Source organism: Janibacter anophelis NBRC 107843 (assembly GCF_001570945.1).
GTDB lineage: Bacteria > Actinomycetota > Actinomycetes > Actinomycetales > Dermatophilaceae > Janibacter > Janibacter anophelis.
On the sequence record NZ_BCSQ01000027.1, the window covers coordinates 25368 to 45690 of the forward strand.

The 20323-nt window shown below is 70.1% G+C and carries 20 protein-coding genes; 9 read left to right on the forward strand and 11 right to left on the reverse strand.

Going from position 1 to position 20323, the window contains the following annotated elements:
* Window positions 1-52: 52 nt before the first annotated feature.
* Both trpD and JAN01S_RS08900 read right to left on the reverse strand, forming a co-directional pair.
* Window positions 53-1117, reverse strand: coding sequence for an anthranilate phosphoribosyltransferase (trpD, locus tag JAN01S_RS08895; RefSeq protein ID WP_068316828.1), 1065 nt, complete (start codon window positions 1115-1117; stop codon window positions 53-55).
* Window positions 1114-1575: a response regulator transcription factor gene (locus JAN01S_RS08900; RefSeq protein ID WP_068316831.1), complete on the reverse strand. Its 462-nt coding sequence runs from the start codon at window positions 1573-1575 to the stop codon at window positions 1114-1116. Before JAN01S_RS08900 ends, trpD begins: the two co-directional genes overlap by 4 nt.
* 146 nt (window positions 1576-1721) lie before the next feature.
* Here JAN01S_RS08900 and ctaE point away from each other — a divergent pair, with 146 nt between their 5' ends.
* From ctaE to JAN01S_RS08930, 6 genes are all read left to right on the forward strand, one after another.
* Window positions 1722-2324 carry an aa3-type cytochrome oxidase subunit III gene (gene ctaE / locus JAN01S_RS08905; protein WP_068316834.1) on the forward strand — a complete coding sequence of 201 codons (603 nt, stop codon included), beginning with the start codon at window positions 1722-1724 and terminating at the stop codon, window positions 2322-2324.
* 56 nt (window positions 2325-2380) lie between these two features.
* Window positions 2381-3163, forward strand: a complete 783-nt coding sequence (gene qcrC, locus JAN01S_RS08910) for a cytochrome bc1 complex diheme cytochrome c subunit (RefSeq protein ID WP_068316837.1) — start codon at window positions 2381-2383, stop codon at window positions 3161-3163.
* A gap of 39 nt (window positions 3164-3202) precedes the next feature.
* Window positions 3203-4327, forward strand: coding sequence for a cytochrome bc1 complex Rieske iron-sulfur subunit (gene qcrA / locus JAN01S_RS08915; RefSeq protein WP_068316840.1), 1125 nt, complete (start codon window positions 3203-3205; stop codon window positions 4325-4327).
* A gap of 2 nt (window positions 4328-4329) precedes the next feature.
* Complete coding sequence (gene qcrB, locus JAN01S_RS08920; protein ID WP_068316843.1) at window positions 4330-6042, forward strand: cytochrome bc1 complex cytochrome b subunit; 1713 nt, start codon at window positions 4330-4332, stop codon at window positions 6040-6042.
* Between the two features lie 89 nt (window positions 6043-6131).
* Window positions 6132-7391 carry a multidrug effflux MFS transporter gene (locus JAN01S_RS08925; protein ID WP_068316846.1) on the forward strand — a complete coding sequence of 420 codons (1260 nt, stop codon included), beginning with the start codon at window positions 6132-6134 and terminating at the stop codon, window positions 7389-7391.
* Window positions 7392-7393: 2 nt separating this feature from the next.
* Complete coding sequence (locus JAN01S_RS08930; RefSeq protein WP_068316848.1) at window positions 7394-7774, forward strand: metallopeptidase family protein; 381 nt, start codon at window positions 7394-7396, stop codon at window positions 7772-7774.
* Between the two features lie 137 nt (window positions 7775-7911).
* Here the strand turns inward: JAN01S_RS08930 and JAN01S_RS08935 are convergent, their stop codons facing one another.
* From JAN01S_RS08935 to ctaC, 4 genes are all read right to left on the reverse strand, one after another.
* The gene (locus JAN01S_RS08935; RefSeq protein ID WP_068316884.1) at window positions 7912-9129 is read right to left on the reverse strand and encodes a L,D-transpeptidase; all 1218 of its coding nucleotides are present in this window, start codon (window positions 9127-9129) and stop codon (window positions 7912-7914) included.
* Between the two features lie 119 nt (window positions 9130-9248).
* Complete coding sequence (locus JAN01S_RS08940) at window positions 9249-9650, reverse strand: cytochrome c oxidase subunit 4 (RefSeq protein ID WP_068316850.1); 402 nt, start codon at window positions 9648-9650, stop codon at window positions 9249-9251.
* Complete coding sequence (gene ctaD / locus JAN01S_RS08945; RefSeq protein WP_084360124.1) at window positions 9647-11389, reverse strand: aa3-type cytochrome oxidase subunit I; 1743 nt, start codon at window positions 11387-11389, stop codon at window positions 9647-9649. The genes JAN01S_RS08940 and ctaD overlap by 4 nt, the downstream gene beginning before the upstream one ends.
* Window positions 11389-12297: an aa3-type cytochrome oxidase subunit II gene (gene ctaC, locus JAN01S_RS08950; RefSeq protein ID WP_068316853.1), complete on the reverse strand. Its 909-nt coding sequence runs from the start codon at window positions 12295-12297 to the stop codon at window positions 11389-11391. The genes ctaD and ctaC overlap by 1 nt, the downstream gene beginning before the upstream one ends.
* 180 nt (window positions 12298-12477) lie before the next feature.
* Between ctaC and JAN01S_RS08955 the strand changes: the two genes are divergently transcribed.
* Window positions 12478-13617 carry a cysteine desulfurase family protein gene (locus tag JAN01S_RS08955; protein WP_244884796.1) on the forward strand — a complete coding sequence of 380 codons (1140 nt, stop codon included), beginning with the start codon at window positions 12478-12480 and terminating at the stop codon, window positions 13615-13617.
* Here the strand turns inward: JAN01S_RS08955 and aat are convergent.
* The 4 genes from aat to JAN01S_RS08975 form a co-directional block, all read right to left on the reverse strand.
* A complete protein-coding gene (gene aat, locus JAN01S_RS08960; RefSeq protein WP_169797198.1) occupies window positions 13580-14350 on the reverse strand; it encodes a leucyl/phenylalanyl-tRNA--protein transferase in 771 nt (256 codons plus the stop codon). The genes JAN01S_RS08955 and aat overlap by 38 nt on opposite strands.
* A gap of 19 nt (window positions 14351-14369) precedes the next feature.
* Window positions 14370-15359, reverse strand: coding sequence for a carbohydrate kinase family protein (locus JAN01S_RS08965; protein WP_068316855.1), 990 nt, complete (start codon window positions 15357-15359; stop codon window positions 14370-14372).
* 69 nt (window positions 15360-15428) lie between these two features.
* The gene (locus JAN01S_RS08970) at window positions 15429-15800 is read right to left on the reverse strand and encodes a HesB/IscA family protein (RefSeq protein ID WP_068316857.1); all 372 of its coding nucleotides are present in this window, start codon (window positions 15798-15800) and stop codon (window positions 15429-15431) included.
* Window positions 15801-15916: 116 nt separating this feature from the next.
* On the reverse strand, window positions 15917-17083 hold the full coding sequence (locus tag JAN01S_RS08975; protein WP_068316860.1) for a glycerate kinase family protein: 1167 nt from the start codon (window positions 17081-17083) through the stop codon (window positions 15917-15919).
* Window positions 17084-17123: 40 nt separating this feature from the next.
* Between JAN01S_RS08975 and nadA the strand changes: the two genes are divergently transcribed.
* Together nadA and JAN01S_RS08985 are read left to right on the forward strand one after the other, a co-directional pair.
* Entirely contained in the window at window positions 17124-18335 is a 1212-nt protein-coding gene (gene nadA, locus JAN01S_RS08980; RefSeq protein ID WP_068316862.1) for a quinolinate synthase NadA, read from the forward strand.
* Window positions 18336-18597: 262 nt separating this feature from the next.
* Complete coding sequence (locus tag JAN01S_RS08985; RefSeq protein WP_068316864.1) at window positions 18598-19530, forward strand: putative endonuclease domain-containing protein; 933 nt, start codon at window positions 18598-18600, stop codon at window positions 19528-19530.
* A 46-nt stretch (window positions 19531-19576) separates the two neighbouring features.
* On the opposite strand, the gene JAN01S_RS08990 is transcribed toward JAN01S_RS08985, so the two are convergent.
* Entirely contained in the window at window positions 19577-20218 is a 642-nt protein-coding gene (locus JAN01S_RS08990; protein ID WP_068316867.1) for a maleylpyruvate isomerase mycothiol-dependent enzyme family protein, read from the reverse strand.
* Between the last annotated feature and the right edge of the window lie 105 nt (window positions 20219-20323).

Sequence of the window (20323 nt, forward strand, 5' to 3'; positions counted from 1 at the left end):
CGAGCCGTGCCCCCGGGACACGGCTGCCTCTGCCCGGGACGTGCCGTGCTGCTCAGGACGTGGCTGGAGCCTGCCGGGTCGCCTCGACCCAGCGCTGCAGCTGCTCGGCTGCCCGACCGGAGTCCAGGACCGCCTCGACGGTGTCCATCCCGGCACGCACCGCCGCGACCGGGTCAGCCGGCATCTCGGAGCCCGACTGCGACAGGGCCACGGCCGCGCCCGCATTGAGCACGACGGCGTCGCGCACCGGTCCCGCCTCCCCGGCGAAGAGTCGCCGGGCGACGTCGGCGTTGAAGTCCGCGTCCCCGCCGCGCAGCGCGTCGATCGGGCTGCGTGGCAGGCCGAGTGCCTCGGGCGAGAGCGTGAGCTCGGTGACCTGACCGTCGGCGACCCACCACACGCGTGAGGTCCCCGCGACGGTCAGCTCGTCGAGCCCGTCGTCGCCGCGGAAGACCAGCGCGTCGGTCCCCCGGTCGGCGAAGACCCCCGCCATGAGGGGGGCCACCCGCTCGTCGGCGACGCCGACGACCGAGTAGGTTGGTCGGCTCGGGTTGGTCATGGGCCCGAGCACGTTGAGTGCCGTGCCCACACCGAGGTCACGACGCGGTGCCGCGGTGTGGCGGAACGACGGGTGGAAGGTCTGCGCGAAGCAGAAGGTGATCCCTGCGCACTCGGCCACCGCGGCGACTTCGTCGGCAGGAAGGGAGAGGGAGACCCCCAGCGACTCGAGGACGTCGGCGGAGCCGGACTTGGACGACGAGGCGCGGTTGCCGTGCTTGACCACGCGCACGCCCGTCGCCGCGATGCAGATGGCCGACATCGTCGAGATGTTGACCGTGCCGGCCATGTCGCCCCCGGTCCCGACGATGTCCAGCGTCGGACCCGCCACCTCGATCGGCACGGCGTGGTCGAGCATGACGTCGGCCAGCGCCCGCAGCTCGGTGACGGTCTCCCCCTTCGCCCGGAGCGCGACGAGGAACCCGGCGATCTGTGCGGGGGCGGCGTCGCCGGACATCATCTCGCGCATCGCCCACGACGTCTCGTCGCTCGTCAGGTCGGTCCCCGCGAGGAGGGAGGTGAGGATGCGGGGCCAGGTGTGCGTGCCCGCAGTGGTCATCGGGCGGCCACGCCCCGGGCCAGGTCGGCCACTGCGTCGGCCAGGGCGATCGGGTCGACGGGGTGCGGCACCGCCGCGTCGGCCATCGACCACGTGGCGAGCCAGCCGTCCTGCGGGCGGCCCGTGAGGACGAGGACCGGGGGACACTCGTGGATCTCGGACTTCAGCTGACGGCACAGGCCCATGCCCCCGAGCTTGGCGGACTCACCGTCGAGGACGAGCAGATCGATCCCGCCGGCCTCGACCGCCTCGATGACCGCGTCCGGCGTGGCGCACTCACGCCACCCGGCGATCTCGACGTCCTTGGCGGGGCGTCGCCCCACAGCCGCACGCACCGCGTCGCGGGTCGTGATGTTGTCGCTCTGCAGGAGCACCTGCACGGAGATGACGTCTCCCCCACCCGCGACGAGGGCGTCGGACGCGGGGGCGGAGGGGGTCTGCTGGGGGCTGGCGGTCATGCCCAGATCGTAGCGGTGAGGGGCCTCACGAGACTCGCGGAGGGGGGTGGCGCACAGAGCGCTCCGGATATAGACATAATGGGTCCGTGGCCACTGCAACTTCTCTGCCTTCCAACGCGTCCGGGCACATCGCCGCAGACCCCTCCATGGGTCCGGTCAGCCGCCCCAACATGGTGTCCGTCGGCACCATCGTCTGGCTGTCCAGCGAGCTGATGTTCTTCGCCGGTCTCTTCGCGATCTTCTTCACGGTCCGGTCGATGCGACCCGACCTGTGGGAGTACAACTACGAGCTGCTCAACGTGCCGTTCGCGGCCGCCAACACCCTGATCCTCGTGGTCTCGTCGGTGTGGTGCCAGCTCGGTGTGCTCAAGGCGGAGCACGGGCAGAAGAAGCGCACCGGGTCGCTGCTCAACGTCGCCGGCTGGGGCATGCGCGAGTGGTACATCCTCACGTACATCTTCGGCGCGGTCTTCGTCGCCGGCCAGGTCTTCGAGTACGCCACGCTCGTCACCGAGGGCGTCACGGTCTCGGCCGACGCCTGGGCCTCGATCTTCTACCTCACCACGGGTCTGCACGGCATCCACGTCACCGGTGGGCTCATCGCCTTCCTGCTGATCATCGGCCGCACCTACACCACCCGTGACTACAGCCACGCCCAGCAGACCGGTGCCGTCGTCACCTCGTACTACTGGCACTTCGTCGACGTCGTGTGGATCGCCCTCTTCGCGGCGATCTACCTCCTCGGGTGATCCCGATGCGTCTCCCCCTGCCCCGTTCCACCCGCCCCAAGAGGACAGGACTGCACATGCCCACCCTCTCTCGTCGCCACCCCGCGGCGATCGCCCTGCTGCTGCTGCTCGGGCTGCTCGTGACCGGCACCGCCTACTCCGCGGTCGCCCCCAAGGAGGCCCAGGCCTCGGTCGCCGCGTCGGACAGCGTCGCCAACGGCAAGAAGCTCTTCGTCGCCAACTGCGCGACCTGCCACGGAGCCAACGGCCTGGGCATCGACGAGGTCGGTCCCAGCCTCGCCGGTGTGGGCGCGGCGTCGGTCGACTTCCAGATGGGCACCGGCCGTATGCCGATGACCGAGCCGGGCGTCCAGGCCAAGGACGACGGTCAGGTGAAGTTCTCCGACGAGGAGATCTCCGACATCGCGGCCTACGTCGCCTCGCTCGGCGCCGGCCCGGCCATCCCCGAAGAGGAGTACACCGACGGCTCGCAGGGCGACCCGGGCAAGGGTGGCCAGATCTTCCGCGTCAACTGCGCCATGTGCCACAACAGCGCCGGTGCCGGTGGCGCCCTGACCCGCGGCAAGGACGCCCCGCCCGTCACGGGCGTCTCGGGCAAGCACATCTACGAGGCGATGCAGACCGGTCCGCAGAGCATGCCGGTCTTCAACGACCAGAACCTCTCCCCCGAGAGCAAGCGCGACGTCATCGCCTACATCGAGGCACAGCAGGAGGCCGGCAACCCCGGTGGCAACCCGCTGGGCAGCCTGGGCCCCGTGCCCGAGGGCCTCTTCATCTGGACGATCGGCCTGGGGCTCCTCGTGGGCTTCGCCGTCTGGCTCGGCCAGAAGTCCGCTTGATCAACTGAACCATCGCCACACAGACAGGACCGACGACAGATGAGTGAGCACACCCCGACAGGGGCACAGCCGGAGGAGCCCACGGGCTCCGAGCCGGTGCGCCTCGACCAGGGCCACGTGCAGGGCTCCGGTGGTATCCCGGAGCGGTTCGAGAACCCCGGGCTGCCGCCCCACGTGCTGCGCAACGCCGACCTCGACGACAAGGCGGCCAAGCGTGCTGAGCGCCAGGTCGCGACCCTCTTCCTCCTGTCGATCCTCGGCACGGTGCTCTTCCTCGTGGCCTACTTCATGGTGGACATCGACACCCAGGTCTGGGTGCCCTTCACCAACGAGATGAGCCTGTCCAACCTCCTGCTCGGCCTCGGACTGGCCTTCAGCCTCCTCGGCATCGGCGTGGGCGCGGTCCACTGGGCCAAGACGCTCATGCCCGACACCGAGGTCGTCGAGATGCGGCACCCGATGCGCTCGAGCGACGAGGACCGCCAGGGCTTCGTCGACACGATGCTCGAGGGTGGCGAGAGCTCCCAGCTGACCCGACGCCCCCTGATCAAGATGACCTTCGGCGCGGCGATGGGTCTGTTCGCCCTGCCGCTGCTCGTCCAGATCGGCGGCTCCCTCGGCCCGCTCCCCCGCAACGACCTGGCGGTCACCTTCTGGAACGGCGAGAAGGGCGAGGACGGGACCTACACCCCGAAGAAGCGTCGCCTCCACCGCGACCCCGAGGACACACCGATCAAGCCCGGCGACGTGACCATCGGGTCCGTCTTCCACATCCAGCCCGAGGGTCTGCTCGAGCTGCATGACGACATCCTCAACGAGATGAGCAAGTCCTCCGTCCTGCTCATGCGTCTGAACCCGGACGACTTCCAGGACACCGACAAGGGCCGCAAGGCCCGCGAGTGGGGCTACCAGGGCATCGTCGCCTACTCCAAGGTGTGCACCCACGTCGGCTGCCCCGTCGGCCTCTACGAGCAGACCACGCACCACCTGCTCTGCCCGTGCCACCAGTCCACCTTCGACGTGACCAATGACTGCGAGGTCATCTTCGGTCCCGCCGGTCGCCCGCTGCCGCAGCTGAAGATCACCGTTGACAGCGAGGGTTACCTCATCGCCGACCAGCCCTTCCAGGAACCGGTCGGCCCGAGCTACTGGGAGCGTGGTTGATCGTGACCGCCAATGCCCGTCCCGCCGACGCACTGCGTGCCGATGACGCACCGGTGACGGCCCCCGCCTCCCCCGGCATGAAGAAGGTCGGCGGTGTCGCCGGCTGGATCGACGACCGCACCGGTGCCGCCAAGGGCGTCGGGTACCTCATGCGCAAGGTCTTCCCGGACCACTGGTCCTTCATGCTCGGTGAGATCGCCATGTACTCGATGATCGTGTGCATGCTCACCGGGGTCTTCCTGACCTTCTGGTTCGACCCGTCGATGGCGCACACGACCTACCAGGGCAGCTACGCGCCGCTGCAGGGCGTGGAGATGTCGCGGGCCTACGCCTCGACGCTCGACATCTCGTTCGACGTCAAGGGCGGCCTGCTGATCCGCCAGATCCACCACTGGTCGGCGCTGCTGTTCATCGTCGCCCTGTCGGTGCACATGCTCCGCGTGTTCTTCACCGGCGCCTTCCGCAAGCCGCGTGAGCTCAACTGGGTCATCGGCTGCGTCCTGTCGCTGCTGGCTCTCGTCGAGGGATTCGCCGGCTACTCCCTCCCGGACGACCTGCTCTCCGGTACGGGTCTGCGTGCCGCGCAGGGCTTCATGGTCGCCGCGCCGGTCATCGGCAGCTACCTCAGCTACGGCCTCTTCGGTGGCACCTTCCCCGGCGACGACATCATCCCGCGCCTGTACTCGGTGCACATCCTGCTGCTGCCGGCTCTGCTCATCGCGCTGTTCACGGTCCACATCGTGCTCGTCGCGCTGCAGAAGCACACCCAGTACCCCGGCCCGGGCAAGACCAACGACAACGTCGTCGGCTTCCCCGTCATGCCGGTGTACGCGGCCAAGGCCGGCGGCTTCTTCTTCATCGTCTTCGGTGGCATCGCGCTCATCTCGGCCCTGGTCCAGATCAACGCGGTCTGGGTGCACGGCCCCTACGAGCCCAACGCCACGACCGCCGGCGCCCAGCCCGACTGGTACATGGGCTTCCCCGACGGTGCGCTGCGACTGCTCCCGGGCTGGATGGAGTTCGAGACCTTCGGCTTCACCTGGGCTTGGCCGGTCATCATCGGTGCCCTCTTGGTCATCCCCGCCTTCTACGGCGGCATGATCGCCTACCCGTTCATCGAGGCCTGGGTCACGGGTGACAAGCGCGAGCACCACCTGCTCGACCGCCCGCGCAATGCCCCGACCCGCACCGGGCTCGGCATGGCCGCGCTGACGCTCTACGGCGTGCTCATGTTCGCCGCGAGCAACGACATCATCGCGATCAAGTTCGGCATGTCGATCAACGACATCACCCTGATCCTGCGGGTGCTCACCTTCGTCGGACCGGTCATCGCCTTCTGGGCGACCAAGCGGATCTGTCTGAGCCTGCAGCGGCACGACCGCGACCTGGTGCTCCACGGTCGCGAGACCGGTCGCATCGAGCGCGGTCCGGATGGCGACTTCCACGAGATCCACGAGCCCCTCGACGCGCACACCCGCTGGAACCTCGTCCAGCACGAGGCGGTCGCTCCCCTGGAGCTCGCCCCGGCCGTGGACGCCAACGGTGTGGAGGACAAGAAGCAGGCCCGCAAGAACAAGCTGCGTGCCAAGCTGCACTCCTTCTACTTCGACGGGGCCGTCCAGCCGGTCACGCCGGCCGAGCTCGAGGCGGCCCACCACGACCACGGTCACGAGGCGATCGAGTCCGGCGACAAGGACAAGATCTCCACGCACTGACCGCACGGTCACCTGACGAGGGCCCCGGAGGACCATCCTCCGGGGCCCTCGTCATGCCCCGACGGGCTCGGTGCGAGGATGTCCCGGAGATGATCCGCCGCCCTTCGCCCCCTTCGCTCGCCACCGCGCCGCTCGCCGTCACGACGGTGCTGCTCGCGCTGCTCGGCATGTTCGGGCCCTTCTCGATCGACACGCCCTTCCCGGCCTTCCGGGACATGGGCGAGCAGTTCGGTGCCTCGGAGGCCTCGATGCAGCTCGTCGTGAGTGCCTACCTCGGGGCGTTCGCGGTGATGAGCATCTTCCACGGGCCGCTGAGCGACGCCGTCGGCCGCAAGCCGGTCATGGTGACGGGCGCCGCGGTCTACGCCCTCGCGTCGATCGGGTGTGCCCTCTCCCCCTCGCTGCCCGTGCTGCTGGCCTTCCGTGTCCTCCAGGGGGTGTCCGCGGGCGCTGGCACGATCGTCTCGCGCACCGTTGTCCGCGACCTCTTCGAGGGCGCTCGGGCACAGCGACTGATGAGCACCGTCGCGATGATCTTCGGGATCGGCCCGGCGATCGCGCCGATCATCGGCGGTTGGCTCCTGCTCGCCGGGCCGTGGCCGCTCGTCTTCTGGTTCCTCTGCTGCTTCGGTGGCATCATCGCCGTCGCGGTGCTCGTCCTGCTCCCCGAGAGCCACCCACCGCACCGGCGCACCCCCTTCGACGTCCGCTCGATCGTCGGCGGCGTGGTCACGGTGGCCCGGATGCGGCGCTTCCAGGTGCTCTCCGCCGCGGCCGCCTTCTCCTTCGCCGGGCAGTTCCTCTACATCGGTGCTGCGCCGATCTTCGTCGTGACGCTCCTGGGCAAGGGCGCCCAGGACTTCTGGATGTTCTTCGTCCCCATGGTCGTCGGGATGGTGCTCGGTTCCTTCACCAACACCCGGCTCGCCGAGCGGGCGACCGGGGACGTGCTGATCATGGGCGGACAGGCCGTCGCCCTGAGCGGCGCCGTGGCCGGGCTCGTCCTGGCCATGGTCCCGGCCACTGCGGCCCTGCCCTGGGCGGTCGTGGGTCCCACGGCCATCGCCTTCGGCACCGGCATCTCGCTGCCCATCTACCAGCTGGCCCTGCTCGACGCCGTCCCCCACGCACGCGGCACCGCGGCGTCGGTCTCGACCTTCGCCATGCTGCTGCTCAACGCCACCCTGACGGCCGTCGTCGTCCCGATCGCGGCAACCTCGCTGTCCCGGCTCGCCGCCACGAGCCTGGCGCTGCTCGTGCTGGGGATCGGCCTGTTCCACCTGCACCGTCGGGTGACCCGCCCACCAGGTGCGGTACCCGTCCAGCCACTCACCCCGGAGGTGACCTGACCGTGGTCGAGATCGGCGCGGAGGAGTTCGAGCAGGCGGTGAGCGAGGCACTCGACGAGGTGCCGCAGGAGCTGCTGGCCATGCTCGACAACGTCGCCTTCTTCGTCGAGGACGAGCCCGGGCCGGAGCACGCCGACCCTCAGCTGTCACCGCAGGACAATGCCGAGCTGCTGGGCATCTACCTCGGCACTCCCCTCACCGAACGAGACGGCGGATGGGCCGGGTCCCTGCCGGACCGGATCGTCCTCTTCCGCGGACCCCTGACCCGCATGTGCGAGGACCTGGACGACCTGCGCGAGGAGATCGCCGTGACGATCGTCCACGAGGCGGGTCACCACGTGGGCATCGACGAGGACCGGCTGCACGAGCTCGGCTGGGGCTGACCCGCCACTGAACGCGCATTTCCCCGGGGAGATGCGCGCAAGGGGTGACCTGAATCCGCATTTCCCCGGGGAGATGCGCGCTAGAGGGGTGCTTTGGGGGGGGCTGAGGGGAAGGTGGGGTGAGGGAGCGGGTCAGGTCAGACCAGCGCGCTCTGCTGCTGCCACTGCGCGTAGTCGTACTGCCAGACGCCGATGCCCTCGGTGGGCTTGAACTCTCGTGAGGACCCCTTGAAGTCGACGGGGTCACCCGGCAGGGAGTTGTCGTAGAACCATTCGGCGCCGGCGGGCGCGACGTTGACGCAGCCGTGCGAGACGTTGGTGCTGCCCTGGGCGCCGACCGACCACGGGGCCGAGTGCACGAACTCACCGGTCCAGGTCACCCGGACGTTGAAGTCGGTGTCGACCTTGTAGTAGCCGGGCTCCCCCTCGTCGATCCCCACGGTGGCCGAGTCCATCGTCATCTCTCGTTGCTTGCCGATGACGACCTTCATCCCAGAGCGGGTCTCGGTCTCCTTGCCGGGCTTGCCGCTGCTGACGGGGAAGCTCTTGATCTGCTGGCCACCACGGTTGACCGTCATCCGGTGGTCGTCGATGTCGACCGTGGTCATCTGCTGACGACCGATGGTCATCGAGCCCGACAGGTCGTTGGCCACCCACTTGTCCTTGCCGGTCTGGAAGCCGGTGAGGGGTGCGTCGATGGTCACCTGCGTGCCGGGCACCCAGAACTCCTTGGGGCGCCACATCAGCTGCCGGTTGTCCAGCCAGCCCCACGACCCCTCCGTCTTGGGGCTCGTCGTCACCGAGACGGCCTGCTCGATCTGCTTGCGGTAGGCCTCGTCCGTGACCTCGGAGTCGAACTGGATGCTCGCCGGCATGGCGACGCCGACGGTCTGCTGGTCGTAGACGATGCCGTAGGTGGCGGTCACCTGCGGGTCATGGGTGGTGAAGGTGCTCGTCTGGGTGCTCTCGCCCCCTTCGGGTCCCTCCGCGGTGACCGCGACGATGTACGTGGTGTCCGGGCGCATGCGGGAGGTCGAGGACCACGCCTCGCCCTCGACCTTGCCCTCGAGCTCGTGTGCCTGCTCCCCCTCGGCGGTCACCGCGACGTCCGTCAGGTGGCCGCGCATGACCTGCACGTGGATGACGGAGTCGGGCATGACGCCCTCGGTGCCCGTGGCGGGATTGACCTTGACCTCCGCCTCGGGCAGCTCGGGGCTCGTCTCGCTCTGCGTCGCGGTCGAGTCCTGGCCGGAGTCACTCGGGCTCGCGTCCTGGCCTCCGCCTGCGCAGGCGGCGACGAGGAGTGCGAGCACGAGAGCCAGCGCGAGGAACCTCGCGCGACGCAGGAAGACCACCACAGGAATGCAACCCCCAAACAGACGGCATGGCGCGCCAAGCGGGCCAACTGCCCGGGACACGCTGAAGGGGCCCGGACCGTGGTCCGTGGCCCCTTCAGCCCAGTGTACGCGCCCGATCAGTGGGCGTGCTCACCCGAGTAGTACTCGAAGACCCAGCCGCACAGCGCCCAGACGCCGAGGATCGCGCCCAAGGCGGCGATCCACATCGCCACGGCCACGCCGAGGAAGATGAGCGAGGCGGACAGGGCCAGCCACAGCGGCCACCAGGAGAAGGGGGAGAACGCACCGTAGGCGCCGGCGATCTGGTCGATCTCGCCGTCCTCGTCGTCATCCGGCCGGAGGGGCAACTTGCGCGCCGTGTTCCAGAGGAAGAAGGCGATCATGAACCCGAGCCCGGCACACAGGCTGAGCGCGACCCAACCCACGGGCTCGACCCATCCGGTCCAGAAGCCGTACAGCGCAGCGACGGCGGCGAAGAAGACGCCGATGACCGCGAAGAACTGGATTTCGACCTTCATCGGGTGCCCTCACCATCAGTCGAGGCGGCGACGACCTTGTCCTGCGTGAAGCGGGAACGGATCGCGGCCGGTGCGTACTCGGGGTGGTTCATGTCGAAGACCGGACGCTCGGAGCGGATCGGCGGGATCGACGTGAAGTTGTGCCGCGGGGGCGGGCAGGAGGTCGCCCACTCGAGGCTGCCGCCATAGCCCCACGGGTCGTCAACCTCGACCTTGGGCGCGCTGACCTGCGTCTTCCACACGTTGTAGAAGAAGGGCAGGAAGCTGGCCGCGAGGATGAGCGAGCCGACCGTGGAGATCTGGTTGGCGAGCTGGAAGTTGTCCTCCGGCATGTAGTCCGCGTAGCGGCGCGGCATGCCCTCGACGCCCAGCCAGTGCTGGATGAGGAAGGTCATGTGGAAGCCGACGAACAGCAGCCAGAAGTGCAGCTTGCCCAGGCCCTCGTCGAGCATCTTGCCGGTGAGCTTCGGCCACCAGAAGTACAGACCGCCGAAGAACGAGAAGACGATCGTGCCGAAGAGCACGTAGTGGAAGTGCGCGACGATGAAGTAGGTGTCGGTGATGTGGAAGTCCAGCGCGGGGCTGGCCATGATCACGCCGGTCAGACCACCGAAGAGGAAGGTCACGAGGAAGCCGATCGCCCAGACCAGCGGCGTGGCGAAGACGAGCTTGCCGCCCCACATCGTGCCGATCCAGTTGAAGAACTTCACGCCCGTCGGGACCGAGATGGCCATCGTCATGATCGCGAAGAACGGCAGGAAGACCTGACCGGTGCCGTACATGTGGTGGGCCCACACGGAGACCGACAGGGCGGCGATCGCGATCGTCGCGAAGACCAGCGTCTTGTAGCCGAAGATCGGCTTGCGGGAGAAGACCGGCAGGATCTCGGAGATCACGCCGAAGAACGGCAGCGCGAGGATGTAGACCTCTGGGTGGCCGAAGAACCAGAACAGGTGCTGCCACAAGAGGGCGCCACCACTGGCCGAGTCGAAGATCTGGCCGCCGAACCTGCGGTCGACGCCGAGGCCGATGAGCGCGGCGGCGAGGACCGGGAAGGCCATGAGGACGAGGACCGAGGTGATCAGGATGCCCCAGGTAAAGATCGGCATCCGGAACATCGTCATACCCGGTGCGCGCATGCAGATGATCGTGGTGATGAAGTTGACCGCACCGAGGATGGTGCCGAAACCGCTGAGCGCCAGGCCCCAGACCCACAGGTCGCCACCGATGCCGGGGCTGTAGGTCGGGTCGGACAGTGGGGTGTAGGCGGTCCAGCCGAAGGAGGCCGCGCCACCGGGGGTCAGCAGGCCCGCGGCCGCGATGATGCCGCCGAAGAGGTAGAGCCAGTAGGCGAACATGTTCAGTCGCGGGAAGGCGACGTCCGGCGCGCCGATCTGCAGGGGCATCAGCGCGTTGGCGAAGGCCGCGAAGGCCGGCGTCGCGAAGAGCAACAGCATGATCGTGCCGTGCATGGTGAACATCTCGTTGAACTGCTCGGGGTTGTCCACCACCTGCAGGCCGGGGGCCCACAGCTCGAGCCGGATGACCAGCGCCATGAGTCCTCCGAGGAGGAACCAGACGAAGCTGGTGATCATGTAGAGGTTGCCGATGACCTTGTGGTCGGTCGTCGTGATGTAGCGGAAGAACTGCGTGCCCGCCTTTTCACGCCGGGCGATGGTCCGCTCCGAGACCTCGGTCTCGGTCGTGTTCCTGGCGAGTGCGCCGGATGCGGTCGACATCAGTTCTCCTCGGAGGTGCGCGCGGCGTCGTCCTCGTCGAGGAGGTCGTGGTCACGCGGGTTGATCTTCTCGCGGTTGAGCCCGTTGTCGAGCTGACCGGTCTGGCCCTTCTCCCGCAGCTCGGCCATGTGCGCGTCGAACTCCTCGCGCTCGACGACCTTGACGTTGAAGAGCATCTGGGAGTGGTAGGCGCCGCACAACTCGGCGCACTTGCCCTGGAAGGTGCCCGTCTGGTTGGGGGTCACCTGGAAGCGGTTGACGATGCCCGGGTTGACGTCCATCTTCTCGAGGAAGGCGGGAACCCAGAAGGAGTGGATGACGTCGCGGGAGGTGAGCACGAACTCGACGCGCTCCCCCTTCGGCAGGTAGAGGGTCGGCAGCTTTTCCTCAGCGCCCTCCTTGCCGTCGAGCTCGGCCATCAGGCCGGCCTCGTACACGTCCTCGTCGACGTAGTTGAAGTCCCAGCTCCACTGCTTGCCGACGATGTTGATCGTCTGGTCGGGCTCCTGGGAGACGTCGAGCAGTCGGCTCTGCGCGTCCTCGGTGTAGTAGAAGAGGGCGCCGACCATGAGCATCGGCACGACCGTGTAGAGGATCTCCAGCGGGACGTTGTACTGCAGCTGCACGGGCAGCGTCCCGTCATCGTCCTTGCGCCGGCGGTAGGCCGCCATGCACCACAGGATCAGGCCCCAGACGAGGATGCCGACGGCGAGGGCCGCGACCCACGCCCAGATCCACAGGTTCTCGACGATCTGGGCCTCTTCGGTGACGCCCTCGGGCAGGTACCCGTTCTTGGGGTCGGTGTGGACACCGACCGCACTGCAGGCCGACAGAGCCACGACGGCGATGACGAGTCCGATGGCACCGACTCCGCGGCGCGTGCGCCGAGAGGATGGGCTCGAAGACACAGGCAAGGGGCACCTACTACTGGTCCGAAGTTCTTACACAGGGCATGGGCCACGTTACCGCAGCACCCGACCACTTCCGACGAAGGGGGGCATTAGCCTCGACACGTGGCGCGAGAGCGAGATTCGTCCCCTGCGGACCCCCGTGACGACGGCCCCGACACGCCTCCCGACAGGGGTGCGGTGACCGGGCCCTCCGGCCTGCTCGACGCCACCCCCGGACCGGTCCTCCCGCAGGCCCTGGAGACCCTGGCCGCGGCCCATTCCCTGGCCTGGGCCGACCCCACGGCCCGGCATGCCGCGGGGCGGCGCAGCCGGGCCCTGCTCGACCGCGCCCGCGAGGTCGTCGCGGCCGGTCTCGCCGTGCGCCCCGACGAGGTCACCTTCCACGCGAGCGGCGACCAGGCCGCCCGCAGCGCCCTCGAGGCACTCGCCCGTGGTCGACGCCGCCTGGGTGGCCCGGTGGTCGCCTCGGCTGTCGAGCACTCCTCGATCCTGCGCTGGCTCCGGGCAGGTGAGCGCCCCCCTTCGCTCGTCGCGGTCTCCCCCACCGGGGCCGTGGACCTGGCGGCGTGGGCGGAGGCGGTGGACGCGCAGACCCCCTTCGCCGTGCTGCAGTCCGCCAACCAGGAGGTCGGCACCCGGCAGCCCCTCGCGGAGGCGCGCGCGGTGACGCGGGCTGCCGGCGTCCCCCTGCTCGTCGATGCCCGGGCGGGGCTGGGCCGGGACGCGGTCCCGACCGACTTCGACGTGCTCGTCGGCGACGCGACGTCCTGGGGCGGTCCCCGCCTCGGCGTCCTCGTCGTGCGCACCGGCACGCGGGTCGCCCCGCACCACCCGCCGAGCCCGCACGAGGGCGGCTTCGCCCTGGACCCGGTCGAGGTGCCGACCGCCCTCGCGGCCGCGGAGGCGTGGCAGCAGGTCACCGCCCACCAGCAGGACGAAGGGGGGCGCGCCCGCGCCCTCGTCGATCGCATCCGCTCGGCGGCCGCAGACCTCGAGGACGTCGACGTCGTCGGCGACCCGCAGGACCGACTGCCGCACGTGTGCACGTTTTCGGTCCTCTACGTCGACGGCGAGACGATCGTCGACGAGCTGGCCCGGCGGGGCCTGGCGGTGGCCTCCGGCTCGGCCTGCACCGCCGACACCCTCGAGCCGAGCCACGTGCTCGCCGCGATGGGCGCCCTGACGCAGGGCAATGTGCGCATCACCCTCCCGCTCGACGCGGTCGTCCCGGACCGCGAGGCCGCGGTCGAGCGGCTCGTCGCGGAGCTCGGCGACGTCGTCAGGCAGTGCCGGGAGCGGATCGCAGCGGGTCACTGACCGCCGCCACCGACCGCAGGTCGAGCGCCGGGGCCTGCAGCGCGGCCGCCAGGCGAGCGAGGTACTCGCGCCGATGGATCTCCTCGATCCCGAGCGTGCCCAGGTGCGGGGTGCGCCACTGGACGTCGATGATCCGGCGCGGGTCCCCGTCGGCGCCGACGATCCGGTCGAGGGCGACGACCGCCGCCTTGGAGGCGTCGGTGGCGTGGTGGAACATCGACTCCCCGGCGAAGAGCCCACCCACGGCGAGCCCGTAGAGGCCGCCGACGAGCGTGCTGTCCTCGTCGCGCACCTCGACGCTGTGCGCCCAGCCGAGCTCGTGCAGCTGCGTGTAGGCGGCGGCCACGTCGTCGGTGATCCACCGGCCGTCACGCCCCGGGTCGGCGCACGCTGCGACGACACCGGCGAAGTCCTCGTCGACGGTCACCGTGAACCGCCGCAGGGAGCGCCGCAGGGACCGACTGATGTGCACGTGACCCGGGCGCAGGACTCCGCGCCACGTCGGGCTCCACCACCCCATCGGCGGGGTGCCCCCTTCGCCCAGGCCCATGGGGAAGGCCCCGAGGCGGTAGGCGGTGACGACGGAGGCCGGGTCGAGGCGTCCGCCGATGCCGACGACGTCACCGATGTCCCCCGGTGCGGTCTCCGCGGCCTCGAGGCCGGCGCGCAGGTAGCCGGCCCACAGGGCGCTCCCCCCGGCGGGTTCGACGGGCGGGAAGGGGGCCGGGCTCACGTCGACCGGTGGGACCGGGTCAGGGGCGCGGGCAGGTGATGTGCCCGGCGATCAGGTCGGCGCTCTCCTGCCCGTAGGCCTCGGCGAGGCGCTCGAGGAAGCGTGCCGTGCCCAGCTCGTACTCCTGGGTGCCGACGGTCTCGATGACGTAGGTCGCGAGCATCGAGCCGAGTTCGGCGGACTCGCGCAGCGGCAGCCCCTCGGCCACGCCGGTGAGGAACCCGGCGCGGAAGGCGTCGCCGACACCCGTCGGGTCGGCCTTGCTCACCTCGCGGGCGACGCCGACGACGATGTCCTCGTCGAGCTCGCCACCGCTGATGCGCACCCCGTCCTTGCCGAGGGTGGTGACGCGGTACCGGACGCGGGAGTTGATCTCGTCCTGGCTCCAGCCGGTCTTCTGCTCCGTCAGGTGCGACTCGTACTCGTTGGTGATGAGGTACTCCGCGCCGTCGACGAGCTCGCGGATCAGCTCGCCGTCGCTGAAGGCCAGCTGCTGGCTCGGGTCGGCGACGAAGGGGATGCCCCGGGTGCGGCACTCGCGGGTGTGCCGGCGCATCGCCTCCGGGTCGTCGGGACCGACGAGCACGAGGTCGAGGCCGCCGACGCGCGCGGCGATCGGCGCCAGCTCGATCTCACGGGCCTCGCTCATCGCCCCCGCGTAGAAGGTCGCGATCTGGGCCATGTCGTCGTCGGTCGTGCAGACGAAGCGCGCGGTGTGCTGCGTCTCGGACACGCGCACCGACTCGCAGTCGACGCCGTGGCGCTCGAGCCAGCTGCGGTAGTCGGCGAAGTCCTCACCGACCGAGCCGACGAGCACGGGGCGCTGGCCGAGGTTGGCCATGCCGAAGGAGATGTTGGCGGCCACTCCCCCGCGCCGGATCTCCAGCTTGTGGGCCAGGAAGCTCACGGAGATCTTGTCGAGCTGCTCGACGACGAGCGAGTCGGCGAAGCGACCCGAGAAGGTCATCAGGTGGTCGGTGGCGATGGATCCGGCAATGGCGATGGGCACCGGGCCACCCTACAGACGACGAAGCGGCCCCCACCGGATCGGTGGGGGCCGCATCGTGTGCGGGGCGGCTCAGCTGAAGCTGTCGCCGCAGGCGCAGGAGCTGCCCGCGTTGGGGTTGTCGATGGTGAAGCCCTGCTTCTCGATCGTGTCGGCGAAGTCGATCGTCGCGCCGCCGAGGTAGGGGGCACTCATGCGGTCGACGACGACCTCGACACCGTCGAAGTCGCGCACGAGGTCACCGTCGAGGGAGCGCTCGTCGAAGTACAGCTGGTAGATCAGGCCGGAGCAGCCGCCCGGCTGGACGCCGATGCGCAGGCGCAGGTCGTCACGACCCTCCTGCTCGAGGAGCGACTTGACCTTGCCGGCGGCGACGTCGGTGAGGATGACGCCGTGGGTCTCGGTGGTCTCGGGGGTGGTGGCCTGGGTGTCCTGGACGCTCATGCGATGTCCTCACGGCTCGGGGTACTGGGAGTGGCGGAGTCCGCCACGACGGGGTCAACACGCGCGGTGCCCGGGTTGTTCCCGTCCTCCCACCATACGTCAGGGACGAACGGGGGTCACCCACGTGGTGACCACGTCGCCGCGACCCGTGCGGCCCGGGCGCGCAGCGTGCCGACGGGGTCGGACATGGCCACCTCGACCTGGTCCGGCCGCTCGGCGACCGCATAGGTGCCACTCAGGCCCAGGGCCATCGCCTCGCGGCGGCCGATGAGGACCTGACCGGCGAGCGCGACGGCGGGGGTCGCGTGGGCGACGGCCAGCTCGGCGACCCCGGCGACGACCTTGCCCTGCAGGCTCTGCCAGTCCAGGCAGCCCTCGCCCGTGAGCACGAGGTCGGCGGCGGCGACGAGGCGGGACATGCCGACCGCCTCGAGCACCATCTCCACGCCGCTGGCGCGTCGGGCCCCGAGGAGCATCAGGCCGTAGCCGACCCCACCGGCGGCCCCGGCTCCCGGCTCGCGGTCGAGTCGGCGCTCACGGCCGGTGAGCAGGTCGGTCCCGGGGGGCAGGACGCGACGGACCTGGTCGGCGAAGTGACCGAGGGCTGCCTCGAGGACCTGCGACTGCTCCGGGCTCGCCCCCTTCTGCTCCGAGAAGACGGCACTGGCTCCCTGCAGCCCGAGCAGCGGGGACGCGACGTCGGTCGCCGCGACGAGCTCGACCCCGGCGAGGCGCTCGCGGGTGGCGGCCAGCCCGGCGAGGTCCCCCTCGCGGGTGGCGATGAGGCCCGATCCCCCGCCGGCGAGCACCTCCCGCGGGCCGGCGCCGAGCGCGGCGAGCATGCCGGCGCCCGCGTCATTGGTCGACGAGCCGCCGAGCCCGACGACGATGCGGTCGACGCCCTGCGCGAGGGCCGCGTCGAGCAGCTCGCCGAGTCCCCAGGTGCTCGTGCGGCCCGGGTCGCGCTCGGGGACCTCGAGCAGGTGCAGGCCGATCGCCTGGGCCGACTCCACCCAGGCGGTGCGTCGACCCCCTTCGTCGGTGGTGATGTGCAGTGCGGCGGGAGTGCTGCGGCCGCGGGGGCCGGTGACGGTGACGATCGAGGACTCGCCGGGCACGCTCGCGGTGAGCACGTCGAGGAACCCGGGGCCGCCGTCCGACAACGGGACCACGGTCAGCAGGTCGTCGGGCGCGCGCTCGCGCCAGCCGGCCGCCATCGCCTCGGCCGCCTGGGTCGCGGTGAGGGTGCCGGTGAAACAGTCCGGCGCGATGATCACGTGCACCCGTGGACTCTACCGAGGTCGTCGAGGCTGCTGTGGGATCATGCCTGCCGTGAGCGCCACGACGCAGTCCTCGCCCAAGCCCCTCTCCCTGCTCGTCCTCGGGCAGGGCAACGACCCGCACTCCGAGCGCGGCGTCGAGTGTCCCGGCGACCTGCCGGCGCCCTCCGACCCCGACCTCGTCGCCCGCGCCCGCGCTGCCAAGGAGGCGCTCGGTGACCGGGTCTTCGTCCTCGGGCACCACTACCAGCGCGACGAGGTCATCGAGTTCGCCGACACGACCGGCGACTCCTTCAAGCTGGCCAAGGAGGCCGCGGCCCGGCCGGACGCGCCGTACATCGTCTTCTGCGGCGTGCACTTCATGGCCGAGTCCGCCGACATCCTCACCAGCGACGAGCAGACCGTCGTGCTGCCCGACCTCGCCGCCGGTTGCTCGATGGCCGACATGGCCGCCCTGCACCAGGTCGAGGACTGCTGGGACGAGCTCGTCGAGGCCGGTGTCGCCGAGTCGACGATCCCGGTGACGTACATGAACTCCTCCGCGGCGATCAAGGCCTTCACCGGTCGGCACGGCGGGACCATCTGCACCTCGTCCAACGCGAAGACGGCGCTCACCTGGGCCTTCGACCAGACGGGCGGCGTCGAGGGCGAGGGCAAGGTCCTCTTCCTCCCCGACCAGCACCTCGGTCGCAACACGTGGGCGCGGGATCTGGGCCGTGACCTCGACGACTGCGTCGTGTGGGACCCGCACCAGCCGATGGGCGGCCTCACGCCCGAGCAGATCCGCGACGCCCGGATGATCCTCTGGCGCGGACACTGCTCCGTGCACGGCCGGTTCACCGTCGACGCGGTCGAGACGGCCCGAAGGGAGATCCCCGGCGTGCGCGTCATCGTCCACCCCGAGTGCCGGCACGAGGTCGTCGAGCTCGCCGACGAGGTCGGCTCGACGGAGAAGATCATCCAGACCGTCGCCGCCGCTCCGGCCGGCACGAAGTGGGTCGTCGGCACCGAGCTCAACCTGGTGCAGCGCCTCGGGCAGATGTTCCCCGAGCAGCAGATCAGCTTCCTCGAGAAGAACGTCTGCTACTGCTCGACGATGAACCGCATCGACCTGCCCCACCTCGTCTGGGCGCTGGAGTCACTCGTCGAGGGGCGCGTGGTCAACCCCATCGTCGTCGACCCCGACGTCGCCCACTGGGCCAAGGTCGCCCTCGACCAGATGCTCGCCCTGCCCGGGGAGACCTCGAAGGACTGAGGAAAGCGCTCCCCTCCCTCTCCGCTGCCCCCTCCCCCTTCGCCGGGTGGAGGTATACGCGCCGACGATTCATCGGCGAGTCGGCGTCCACCCCAGGGCCCCCTCCGCCGGGTGGAGGTATACGCGCCGACGCTCTACCGGCGAGTCGGCATCCACCCTCGGGCGAAGGGGGGCCATCCCCATCTCCCCCGCGCCTCACGTCCTCGTCCACAGGAGTGGCCGGGCCCTCCCTTCGCGCTCGTCCCGGCCGTGGGATGGGGCCATGGACGCACGCATCCTGGGGATCCACGACCGAGCGCATGCGGCCGCCGCGGCCCGAGGCGGCGTCATCAGCCGCCGCCTCCTGCGGGGTCTGGGCATCGACCGCGACGACGTACGCCTCCAGCTGCGGCACCGCAGGTGGGCGGCGCACGGACACTGGACCATCGCGACGCACACGGGCGAGCTCAGCGATCTGGCCCAGCGTTGGCGTGCCGTGTGGGAGGTCGGCGAACGCATTGCTGCGCTCGATGGCACCTCGGCCCTGCAGCACGCGGGGCTCGAGAGGTGGCGCGACGACCAGATCCACGTCTCCGTGCCGCACACGGCGAACACCAAGGGCGTCCCCGGGGTGGTCGTGCACAAGGTGCGCTCCCGACCATCCGCGCTCCTCGCGCCGGGCGAGCTCCCGGTCGTCAGACCCGCCCCCGCCGCCGTCCGGGCTGCCCACTGGGCCGTCTCCGACCGACAAGCCGCTCTGGTCCTCGTCATGCCGGTCCAGCAGCGCCTCTGCACCGGTGAGCAGCTCCTGGAGGCCACCGGGGTTGTGCGCGGCCGCACCCGCAGGGCGCTCATCGCCGGCGTCGCCGCTGACGTCGCCTTGGGAGCGCAGGCGCTCGGAGAGCTGGACTTCGCAGATCGTTGCCGCCGCCATGGTCTGCCGGAGCCGAGTCGGCAGGTCGTGCGCAACGGGCCTCGTGGCCGGGTCTATCTCGATGTGCGCTGGGACTGCGGTCTCGTCGTGGAGATCGACGGCGCCGGCCACCGCTGGGGTCTGGCGGTCACGGACGACAACCTCCGGCAGAACGCGGTCGCGCTGCAGGGCGACACCGTCCTGCGGATCGACGTCCTCGGACTGCGGATCGCCGAGGAGCAGTTCATGCAACAGGTGCTGGCCGCATACCGGCATCTGTCAGGTCTGCAGGCCGCGGGGTGACAGCAGACGCGCGGGCGAAGCACCCGCGCGTACACCTCCACCCGGATCAGGCGGCCAGACGCTGCCGAACCGTCGCGGCACCCTCTCCAGAGATGCGGTCGAGGTAGGCCGGCCGCCCCGACATGACCATCGCGAGCGCCTCCGCACTCCCGGTGACTGCGCTCCCCTCACCGTGCGACCACTCGACATCCGTCGCTTCCCACCGCAACCCGTCGAGCAGGCCCTCGTGTGGCACGAAGGACTCGCGTCCCCGCGGCGAGACGATGATGTCCAGAGCCTCACGCCAGTCCTCGAGGGGCGCTGACACGTCGAGTCCCTGCGGTTCGGCGAGGTCCCGTAGGTGGATGCATGAGTCGGTGAACGGTCCCGCGTGGCCGATGTACCACGGCTTCGATCCGTCGCTCGCGTGCTGCCGCAGCTCGGCCGCCGTCTCGGCGAGTGGCCGGTCCCCCAGCCGAGCGGCGTGGAGGTCACAGGCACGCGCCATCGATCGCTGCATGGCCGCGGTGATCAGGAAGCGCCACGACGGCACGTGGACCGGCTGCAGCTGGTGACCGGCGAGCGTGCGCACGTCCCACCCTTCGCACAGGGTCGCGTCGTGGGCATGGGCCTCACCGAGTCGGTCGAGCACATCGGCGAAGAGGCGCCGGTTGGAGGCGGTGCGGGCGATGAGCGTCGCGTCGTCCATGCCACCACCCTGCCAAACGCTGGAGGTCCGGGTGGATGCCGACGCGCTGATGATTCGTCCGCGCGGATACCTCGACCGGGTGGGTGGGTGGGGAGGAGAGAGCCT